The sequence below is a fragment of the Sphingobium sp. YR768 genome (assembly GCF_900111125.1).
GTDB lineage: Bacteria > Pseudomonadota > Alphaproteobacteria > Sphingomonadales > Sphingomonadaceae > Sphingobium.
This window is the reverse complement of sequence record NZ_FOGE01000063.1, coordinates 1-9288: the sequence shown is the minus strand read 5'-3', so window position 1 is coordinate 9288 and position 9288 is coordinate 1. Positions and strand designations below refer to the sequence as shown.

Here is a 9288-nt window from a genome sequence, read left to right as displayed (position 1 = left end):
GTGCCCAACGACTATCAGGTCGGGCAGACCGGCAAGATCGTGGCGCCCGAAATCTATGTCGCGGTCGGTATTTCCGGGGCTATTCAGCATCTGGCCGGCATGAAGGACAGCAAGACCATCATCGCCATCAACAAGGATGAGGATGCGCCGATCTTCCAGGTCGCAGATATCGGCCTGGTCGGCGATCTCTTCAAGATTGTGCCGGAACTCACCGGCAAGCTGTAAATCGGTTTATCCGATGTAGGAAAGGGCGTGGGGAGTGATCCCCGCGCCCTTTTTGTTTGTTATTCGCAGTTGATGTCATTCTTGTCGATGGCACGGCCGGCAAGGGCGCCGCCGGCGCCGCCGAGTATGGTGCCGAGCGTCTTGGAGCCGCCGGGAGCGATGATGTTGCCAAGCACGCCGCCGGCAATGGCGCCGACGATAGTGCCGGTGGTGCCGTCATCCCGCTTGCAATAATAGCGGCCGTCGCGGTCGCGGTAGATCTGGTCATTGTCGCGGATCGGACGGCGGGCATGGCGGGGCGGGCCGCGGCGGTCGCCGGGGCGGTCATAGCCATAGCCGCCGCCATAATTGTCCGACGTGCAGGCGCCAAGTGGCAGCATGGCCAGGATGGCGGCAGCGAGAATGGGTTTGCGCATGGGGGACTCCTTATTTTTTCCCTGTCGGCGGACAAACCCGCTCACACAATAATGGTTGCCCCAAAAAATAATGCCGCCCGCCGACTGCCGAGAGAGGGGGGGACGCGGCAGCGGGCGGGCGGCGACCGGCGGGGATGTGCCGCCGGAACCGGGAAATCAGAAAATCAATGGGCCAGCGGCGCAGCCGGGCTGGTCGACGGGCTGATCAGCGGTGCGGTGGTCGGTTCCGCTTCGGCGCGCTGTTCGGCGATGCTGGCTTTTGCTTCGTTGTAGCGGGTTACAAGGTCATTCTTGAATTCGGTGAGCTTGCCGTCGTCATACAGCTTCTTGCCGACATAACCGGCGATGGCGCCGAAGATCAGGGTGCGGATCATGATTGTCTCCTTGAGATGGGTTTGGAGAGGATAACCGGTGGCGGCCGGAGCGGTTCCGACTCCAATTGCCCTTGCGACGGTTTCCGCTAGGCTTGCGACGGACGGTGTTGCCGGGGGGAAGAGCATGTCGGCGTTCGATCTGGTATTTGCGCTGCTTGGGCTGTTGCTGGGGCTGGCCATTGCCGAGGTGCTGGGCGGATTTGCCCGTGTTTTGAAAATCAAGCGGGCGGCGCGGAAAGTGCGGATCGGCTGGCTGACGCCGCTGCTGGGCCTGTTCGTCATCATCGACCTGACCAGTTTCTGGGGCATCGCCTACAGTTTGCGGGACCAGATGGACGCCAGCAATCTGACATTATTGTCGGTGCTGACGATAGTGGGCGTCTATCACCTGGCCGCGTCGCTGATCTTTCCCGACGAGCCGGAGGACTGGCCCGATTTCGACGACTGGTATGACCGGCAGAACCGGATGGTGATCGGCGGGCTGCTGTTCGCCAATGTGGCGACCATGGTGGGGCAGGGGCTGCTCGATACGCTGCGCCCGGTGGCGGATGCGCCGGAGGGGGCCGGGCTGGAGCTGCTGCTCCTTTATGGGCTGGGCGCGTTTGCCGTGTTCGGGCTGCTGATCGCTTTGCTGTTCGTCCACAATCGGCGGTGGAATGTGGCGATGCTGGTGGCGCTGAACCTGATCCTGCCGAGCACCAGCCTGCTGGAGGATTTCGTCTGATCGGTCGGGGCGGCGCGCCTGAAAGCTCGCCGCCCCGCACGGATATTATTCGGCGTGCGCGATGTTCACGGCCGCCATCTTGCCGCGACGGTCCTGCTCCAGATCAAAGGAGACGCGGTCCTTGTCGCGCAGCGTGGCGAGGCCGGCGCGCTCCACGGCGCTGATGTGGACGAAGGCGTCCGGGCTGCCATCATCGGGAGCGATGAAACCATAGCCCTTGTCAGCGTTGAAGAATTTGACGGTGCCGGTGATGCTCATAATTTAGTCCTTCTTTCTATGCGGCGCGCCCCGTGTGGACGGCCCGCGTTGCTAAGGGGCAGGGAAAGAAGGAGAGAGGGAGCCGCAAAGCACCGAAAGACCGTCAATTTGCGACTGTAGCGCGCCCATTATAGGGGAGTGGCGCCACAATAGCAAATCGGGGGCGGACGAACGCCCGATCAGGCGGGCGCGAAATGGGTGTCGACCATGTCCGCGGCGGGCTTTGTGGCGACGTCCACCGCTTCGGGCAGGCTGTCTTCTTTGCGGATGAAGCCGAAAAACAGGTCGCGCGCCTGCGCCGCTGCCTCTTCATAGGGGCGGCGATCCTCCGCGATCATGGCTTCCAGCGCCTGCTCCTCCTTTGGCGAGAGCCCGCGCACATAGCCGTCAATCTCGTAGGTCGGCGCGTTCGCATAGCCGGTGAAGCCGGGCGGCGGCGGGAAATCGGTTTGCCAGCAGAGCAATATGTCATTCCACCAGATGCTGCGCAGCCTGTCGACCGTCTCATCGGGCGTCAGATTGGCCCAATGGATCGGCTCCTTCTCCTCCTCATCATCATCATCATCCGGCGCTGGTTCGGGGCGAAGTTCACACCGTTCATCGGCGACGGAAATCTGCGGATTCTGCCCGGCCTGAAGCGGCAGGCGCGCGGCGATGAAGAGCGCGGCCGAGGCGCCGGGAGAGATGGCGGCGGCGACGGCTTCCTCGATCGGGTCCGGGGTGTCCGGGCGCGATCCGTCGAGCAGTTGCGCATCGGCCATATTGCGGGCGCTGGGTTCCGCGCCGGTGCGGGGGAGGGCGAGGCCGTCCAGTTCCGCCTGCGCCATGTCTTCGGGGCAGAGCATGTCGAGATAGGCGGTGAAATCCTGCGCCACGATGCGGGCGAGCGCGGCGTCGGACCCTTCGACCGGGCTGTCGGCCATGCGATCCAGCCGGGCGAGCATCGACATGGCGAGGCGATTGTCGTGCCGGTGGCGGGTGATTTCGTGATTGTCCGGGTCTTTGCGGATGACTTCCTCATTGCCCATGATGGCGCGGGCGAGCAGATCCGTCGCGAGGCGGGCGCGGGCGATCAGGATCGCGGCGTCCCAGCCGAGACGAAAGGCGGCGCCATCGCGGCGGTTGCGCAGATTATAGGCGCTGCGCGCGGTGATGCGCACGGCTTCGCACGCGAGCATGATGACGCCGCTGGACGCCAGCACTTCCAGGAAGCGGCGCTGGCGCGCGGGCGACCAGCCATCCTCCCGGATTTGCGGGGCGGCGGTGGAAAGGGTGGAATCGTGAAAGGACATGGGTCTGGCCTCCGGCGACAAGGATTTGCCGGGAGGCTAGGCAGAACAGGGCCGTGTAGGACAGACGGAAATGGCGGCGCCGGACGGGCTATTCGCTATGCAGGCCGCTATGCAGGGCGGCGGCCGCTTCGCGCCGGGCGCGGGTCTGGTCGATCGCGTCCTGGCGATGGGCCATGGCGAGGAAGGCGGCTTCGGAGCGCAGGCAACGGTCGCGGACATTGGCGAGCGTGGTGGCGGCGGCTTCATCATGCGCCTTGGTCGCGAGCGACCGATAGTCGGGATTGGCCATGGAATTTCTCCTTCAACCCCCTGAAATATATGGCCGGACGCCATGAGAGCGACGCCCGGCCGGCCCGCGCCGCCGCCTTCCGCGAACGGAGGCGACGGGGGCCAGCGGCGGGATGCGACAGGTCGAAACCCGCCGCACCGCGCGCCGCTTATTCGGCGTGGGCGATATTCACAGCCGCCATCTTGCCGCGACGATCCTGTTCCAGATCATAGGTGATCCGGTCCTTTTCGCGCAGCGTGGCGAGGCCAGCCCGCTCGACGGCGGTGATGTGGACGAACGCGTCCGGGCTGCCATCGTCAGGCGCGACGAAGCCATAGCCCTTGTCGGCGTTGAAGAATTTGACGGTTCCGGTGATGCTCATGGAAAATATTCCTTCTTTCTGTGCGGCGAGCCCCGTGTGGACGCGCCGGAACGCTCAAGGGGCAGGGAAAGAAGGAGAAAGGGAGCTGCAAAGCGCCGAAAGACCGTCGATTTGCGACTGAACGGGACTGATATAGGGGAAAGGGCGGGAAAAAGCAAATGGGGGGCGGTTTTGCCGTTGGCCGGTCAGCTTTTCCTGTGTCGATCGAGGATGGCCTGTATTTTTCGCATGACGACTTCATGGGGGACGTCGGGGCGGGGATCGGCCATGGCGGCTTCGACCTTTGCCCGGAACCATGCGTCATAGGCGACCGGGTCTTCCGGGCCGCGCATATGCGGCGGCGGATCGAAATCCGAGGCGTCGAAGCCGTCTAAATCGGGCGGATCGTCGGGCATGGCGGGACTATAGCGCAGGTGCGGCATGTCTGATAGTCTTCCTGCCATGACCCTTACAGGCTTTCCCCGTATTGCCGTCGATCCCGCCATTTGCGGCGGGCGTGGACGAGATTGTCGCGGATTTTCCCTATTTGAGCGCGGATGATGTGCGGGCGGCGCTGGGATATGCGGCGGCCATGGCTGACCATCACGTGGTGCTTGCCGCCGAATGAAATTCCTTGTCGATGCGCAATTGCCGCTGGCTGCGCGATCGTGGGCATGAGGCCGCGCATGTTTCCGAAATCGGGATGATTTCGGCGAGCAATATGGTAACTGTCGCACGTATCGAGGCGGATTAACTAAATTTTTCGTTCCATTCTTCATTAAGAGAATCAATTTCAGATAGGGATTGCATAGTAATCACTCTGATAGAATTTTGCTTTTCCAAAAGATTATCCAAATTTGTCACCAAGCGGCGTTTAGATTTATTAAATGCAACGGTCATTCTTTGAAGTCCGGAAATTGTATTTCTAAAATCTAACATTTGAGTGCCGGACGATTCTATGGCTTCAACAAGGGACAAGAGGTCATTTTTCAAACTATTGACAGAGGAAAGGCTGCTTTCGTTTTCGTCAATAAAATCATACGATACTCTTACCAAGTCTCGAACATTGTTTGCCATTATCGTGCTACTTTCGGAAAATTCCGGAACGGAATTTTCCAACATGTCACTAAATTTATCCATGCTAAGAGAAATTTCAGATATTATCGGCTTCATCTCATCATTGGTTAATTGCCTAACTCTTGATATATCTGAAATTCTGGCGGTAGATGCAGATATGTCTGCATTCAAATCATTTATAGATTCGGCTATTCTTCCTAAAATTTCGAGAGAAATGCTTGAGTAATTTTCAATGTTTTCAGAAATATCTATTAAGCCTAAATCTTCCGTAAATTCTTCCATTTTTGGTATGTCGCTGGTATCGATAGGAATTGTTCTGGCGGAATTTTCATTTTGATCTGTTGTATTTGTAGGAGACCGAAATTTGCGAGCAATCCTGTCAAGGAGAAGGCTAATTTCATAACGAAGAGAATCGTCATCAGTGAATATTTTTGAGAAGGCTCCTTCTGATTGAATGCGTTTCTCAAAGTCTTGAAGAGAATTAAATTGAATAAGGTCCAATTTTCTTGGATCTATATTCGAATCCTTGAAATAAAAGGCGATTTCGACGTCTCCAAATTTCCGGCGTCGCTCCATCGCCCGTTCATACTCTTCGGCCGTGCCAGATACTGATCTTGGTGTTTTCGTTCCTAATCGTGTCCAAAATAATCCAATAAACAAATCATAATTTGGTAACTGCTGATTAATTACATCCTGTCCGTCAACTCCGAAACCAGCGGCGATAGAGGCTTCCCACTTCAAGAGTTCAAAATACACATTTCGTTGAAATCCATGTATCTGGTTCCATTGCTGAATACAGGAAGAGACAACTTCTCGTTCAGCTTGGACATCGCTGGGGCTAGCAAGGAACAAGGTAATCAAATTTACTAGACGTGGCACTGTCGATCCCTCCGATCCCAAAATAGCTAATAACGAGTTGACTACTCCGCCGCCAAAGCCTCCAGCCCCAGCAGCGGCGCGAGATAGCGCCCGGTAAAGCTGCGCTTCTCCTTCACGACCTTCTCCGGCGTGCCTTCGGCGACGACTTCGCCGCCCTTGACGCCGCCTTCCGGGCCCATGTCGATGATCCAGTCCGCTGTCTTGATGACGTCCAGATTATGTTCGATTACGACCACGCTATTGCCCTGGTCGACCAGCGCGTGGAGGACTTCCAATAGCTTGCGGACGTCCTCGAAATGCAGGCCGGTGGTGGGTTCGTCCAATATATAGAGGGTGTTGCCGGTGGCGCGACGCGACAATTCCTTGGCGAGTTTGACGCGCTGGGCTTCGCCGCCGGACAGGGTCGTGGCCTGCTGGCCGACCTTGATATAGCCAAGGCCCACTTCAGCGAGCATGGCCATCTTGTCGCGGATCGGCGGCACGGCCTTGAAGAATTCGACCGCATCCTCGACCGTCATGTCGAGCACGTCGGCGATGGACTTGCCCTTGAACTTCACCTCCAGCGTCTCGCGATTATAGCGGGCGCCGTGGCAGACGTCGCAGGTGACATAGACGTCGGGGAGGAAGTGCATCTCGATCTTGAGCACGCCGTCGCCCTGACAGGCTTCGCAGCGGCCGCCCTTGACGTTGAAGCTGAAGCGGCCGGGCTTGTAGCCGCGCGCCTGCGCTTCGGGGAGGCCGGCGAACCAGTCGCGGATATTGGTGAAGGCGCCGGTATAGGTGGCCGGGTTGGAGCGCGGGGTGCGGCCGATGGGCGACTGGTCGATGTCGATCACCTTGTCGCAGTTTTCGAGGCCTGTCACCTTGTCATGCGGGCCGGCGACTATTCTGGCTCCATTCAGGGCGCGCGCCGATGACGCATAGAGGGTATCTATGGTGAAACTGGACTTGCCGGAGCCGCTGACGCCGGTGATGCAGGTGAAGGTGCCGAGCGGGATGCTGGCGGTGACGCCGGTCAGGTTGTTGGCGCGGGCATTGTGGACGGTGAGTTTCTTGCCACTGCCCTTGCGGCGCTTGGCCGGTACGTCGATGCGGCGGGTGCCGTTCAGATAATCGGCGGTGAGGCTGGCCTTGTTTTTCAGCAATTCGGGCAGCGTGCCCTGCGCGACGATGGCGCCGCCATGGACGCCCGCGCCCGGCCCCATGTCGACGATATAGTCGGCGTGGCGGATCGCATCCTCGTCATGCTCGACGACGATGACGCTGTTGCCCAGGTCGCGCAGGCGCTTGAGGGTCACGAGCAGCCGGTCATTGTCGCGCTGGTGCAGGCCGATCGAGGGTTCGTCGAGGACGTAGAGGACGCCCGAGAGGCCGCTGCCGATCTGGCTGGCGAGGCGGATGCGCTGGCTTTCGCCGCCCGACAGCGTGCCGCTGGTGCGGTCTAGGTTCAGATAATCGAGGCCGACATTGTTGAGGAAGCCGAGGCGTTCCACGATTTCCTTGAGGATGGCCTTGGCGATCTGCTGCTGCTGGTCGTTCAGATGATCGGGCAGGGTGGTGAAGAAGGCGAGCGCATCCACCACCGAGCGGCGGGTGGAGACGGAGATATCCTCGCCCGCGATCCTGACCGCGAGGGCTTCGGGCTTGAGGCGGGCGCCGTGGCAGGTCTCGCAGGGCATGGCGGTCTGGTATTTGGCCAGTTCCTCGCGCATCCAGGCGCTGTCGGTCTGGAGCAGGCGGCGGTTGAGGTTGCCGATGACGCCCTCGAACGCTTTCTTGACCTCATAGCTTTTCTTGCCGTCCTGGAAACGCAGGGTGACAGGCTTGCCGCCGGTGCCGTGGAGGATGATGAGCTTCACTTCGCCGGGCAGGTCGGTCCATGGCGTTTCGAGGGAGAAGCCGAACTCCTTCGCGAGGGAGCCGAGCACCTGCATATAATAGGGGCTGGGCGGGTTGGACTTGGCCCAGGGGACGACGGCGCCCTTCTTGATGGAAAGCGCTTCGTTGGGGACGACCAGTTCTGGGTCGAACTCCTGCCGTTCGCCAAGGCCGTCGCAGGCCGGGCAGGCGCCGAGCGGGGCGTTGAAGGAGAAGAGGCGCGGTTCGATATCGGGGATGGTGAAGCCGCTGACGGGGCAGGCGAATTTCTCGCTGAAGACGATGCGGTTGAGGGGGATGCCCGCGCCCTTCATCTTCTTGTCGGTGGATTGCACTTCATCTTCGCGGCCGGGGACGACGCCGTCGGCCAGATCGACATAGGCGAGACCGTCGGCGAGCTTGAGCGCCTGCTCGAAACTGTCGGCGAGGCGGGTGGCCATGTCGGCGTCCACGGCGAGACGGTCGACCACGACTTCGATGTCATGCTTGTACTTCTTGTCGAGGGCGGGGGCATCCTCGATCAGCATCATCTCGCCGTCGATGCGGACGCGGGTGTAGCCCGCCTTCTGCCATTCGGCCAGTTCCTTGCGATATTCGCCCTTCCGCCCGCGCACCACGGGGGCGAGCAGGTAGAAGCGGGTGCCTTCCGGCAAGGTGGCGACGCGGTCTACCATCTGGCTGACGGTTTGCGCGCTGATGGGCAGGCCGGTGGCGGGGCTGTAGGGGATGCCGACGCGCGCCCAGAGGAGGCGCATATAGTCGTAGATTTCCGTGACCGTGGCGACGGTGGAGCGCGGGTTGCGGCTGGTGGTCTTCTGCTCGATGGAGATGGCGGGGCTGAGGCCCTCGATATGCTCGACATCGGGCTTCTGCATCATCTCCAGAAACTGGCGCGCATAGGCGGAGAGCGACTCCACATAGCGGCGCTGACCCTCGGCATAGATGGTGTCGAAGGCGAGGGAGCTTTTGCCGGAACCGGACAGGCCGGTGATGACGACAAGGCTGTCACGGGGCAGATCGACGTCCACGCCCTTGAGGTTGTGTTCACGCGCGCCGCGTACGGAAATATGGGTCAGACTCATGGGGTGCGTTCTACTTGTGTTCTTTGTGGAAGGCCAGACCCGAAGGTAGGAAGCCGGCGGGCGATAGGCTAGGGGGATGCGGTGTCCGATATTCCGGCTTGTCCGCCGGCTTTGCAATATGGCCTGGCCGAGATCCGGTCGACCACCAGTTTTGATGCGTTGAAATATGCCGCCGCCAACCCGGACCTGGCCGCGGCCTTCGGCACCGATGTCGAGGCGCTGACGGAGCATTATATCGACTATGGCTATTATGAGCATCGCCCACTCGCGCCGGCGGCGGCGATGGTGGGGGTGATCGGGTAGGGCGGCAGTGGGTGAGCGCCCCGCGGGATGACGTCCATGAGGTCATCGCTGGTTGATTAGCGCGTAGACTCATTATGCGGCGCACCAGATTCGAACGCAGATAAGTTTGATTGCGGCGAGGAAATTGGCTGGATCCTTGTCGTAGCGGGTG

At 60.3% G+C, this 9288-nt stretch carries 13 protein-coding genes; 4 read left to right on the top strand and 9 right to left on the bottom strand.

Annotated elements, in window-relative coordinates:
- A partial coding sequence (locus BMX92_RS26330; protein ID WP_218145830.1) for an electron transfer flavoprotein subunit alpha/FixB family protein occupies positions 1-225 on the top strand: 225 nt, incomplete at its 5' end.
- A 59-nt stretch (positions 226-284) separates the two neighbouring features.
- On the opposite strand, the gene BMX92_RS26325 is transcribed toward BMX92_RS26330, so the two are convergent.
- Both BMX92_RS26325 and BMX92_RS26320 read right to left on the bottom strand, forming a co-directional pair.
- A complete protein-coding gene (locus BMX92_RS26325; RefSeq protein ID WP_093022611.1) occupies positions 285-641 on the bottom strand; it encodes a glycine zipper 2TM domain-containing protein in 357 nt (118 codons plus the stop codon).
- A gap of 164 nt (positions 642-805) precedes the next feature.
- Entirely contained in the window at positions 806-1015 is a 210-nt protein-coding gene (locus tag BMX92_RS26320) for a hypothetical protein (RefSeq protein ID WP_093022607.1), read from the bottom strand.
- Positions 1016-1139: 124 nt separating this feature from the next.
- Between BMX92_RS26320 and BMX92_RS26315 the strand changes: the two genes are divergently transcribed.
- Positions 1140-1739, top strand: coding sequence for a hypothetical protein (locus tag BMX92_RS26315; protein WP_093022604.1), 600 nt, complete (start codon positions 1140-1142; stop codon positions 1737-1739).
- Positions 1740-1784: 45 nt separating this feature from the next.
- Here the strand turns inward: BMX92_RS26315 and BMX92_RS26310 are convergent, their stop codons facing one another.
- The 5 genes from BMX92_RS26310 to BMX92_RS28565 all read right to left on the bottom strand — a co-directional run bounded on the left by BMX92_RS26310 (position 1785) and on the right by BMX92_RS28565 (position 4361).
- A complete protein-coding gene (locus BMX92_RS26310) occupies positions 1785-1997 on the bottom strand; it encodes a cold-shock protein (RefSeq protein ID WP_177185283.1) in 213 nt (70 codons plus the stop codon).
- A 179-nt stretch (positions 1998-2176) separates the two neighbouring features.
- Positions 2177-3289 (bottom strand): hypothetical protein, encoded by a 1113-nt coding sequence (locus BMX92_RS26305; RefSeq protein WP_256213648.1) that lies wholly within the window; start codon positions 3287-3289, stop codon positions 2177-2179.
- A gap of 88 nt (positions 3290-3377) precedes the next feature.
- Positions 3378-3578, bottom strand: a complete 201-nt coding sequence (locus tag BMX92_RS26300) for a hypothetical protein (RefSeq protein WP_093022595.1) — start codon at positions 3576-3578, stop codon at positions 3378-3380.
- Positions 3579-3726: 148 nt separating this feature from the next.
- Positions 3727-3939, bottom strand: coding sequence for a cold-shock protein (locus BMX92_RS26295; protein ID WP_093022591.1), 213 nt, complete (start codon positions 3937-3939; stop codon positions 3727-3729).
- Between the two features lie 185 nt (positions 3940-4124).
- Positions 4125-4361 (bottom strand): type II toxin-antitoxin system RelB family antitoxin, encoded by a 237-nt coding sequence (locus BMX92_RS28565; RefSeq protein WP_371262546.1) that lies wholly within the window; start codon positions 4359-4361, stop codon positions 4125-4127.
- Positions 4362-4435: 74 nt separating this feature from the next.
- On the opposite strand from BMX92_RS28565, the gene BMX92_RS28560 reads away from it, so the two are divergent.
- Positions 4436-4546: a DUF433 domain-containing protein gene (locus BMX92_RS28560; RefSeq protein WP_218145869.1), complete on the top strand. Its 111-nt coding sequence runs from the start codon at positions 4436-4438 to the stop codon at positions 4544-4546.
- 122 nt (positions 4547-4668) lie between these two features.
- On the opposite strand, the gene BMX92_RS27190 is transcribed toward BMX92_RS28560, so the two are convergent.
- Both BMX92_RS27190 and uvrA read right to left on the bottom strand, forming a co-directional pair.
- Complete coding sequence (locus tag BMX92_RS27190) at positions 4669-5751, bottom strand: hypothetical protein (RefSeq protein WP_143066926.1); 1083 nt, start codon at positions 5749-5751, stop codon at positions 4669-4671.
- A gap of 164 nt (positions 5752-5915) precedes the next feature.
- Entirely contained in the window at positions 5916-8834 is a 2919-nt protein-coding gene (gene uvrA / locus BMX92_RS26280) for an excinuclease ABC subunit UvrA (RefSeq protein ID WP_093022586.1), read from the bottom strand.
- 81 nt (positions 8835-8915) lie between these two features.
- On the opposite strand from uvrA, the gene BMX92_RS26275 reads away from it, so the two are divergent.
- Complete coding sequence (locus tag BMX92_RS26275) at positions 8916-9137, top strand: hypothetical protein (RefSeq protein WP_143066925.1); 222 nt, start codon at positions 8916-8918, stop codon at positions 9135-9137.
- Positions 9138-9288: the final 151 nt, after the last annotated feature.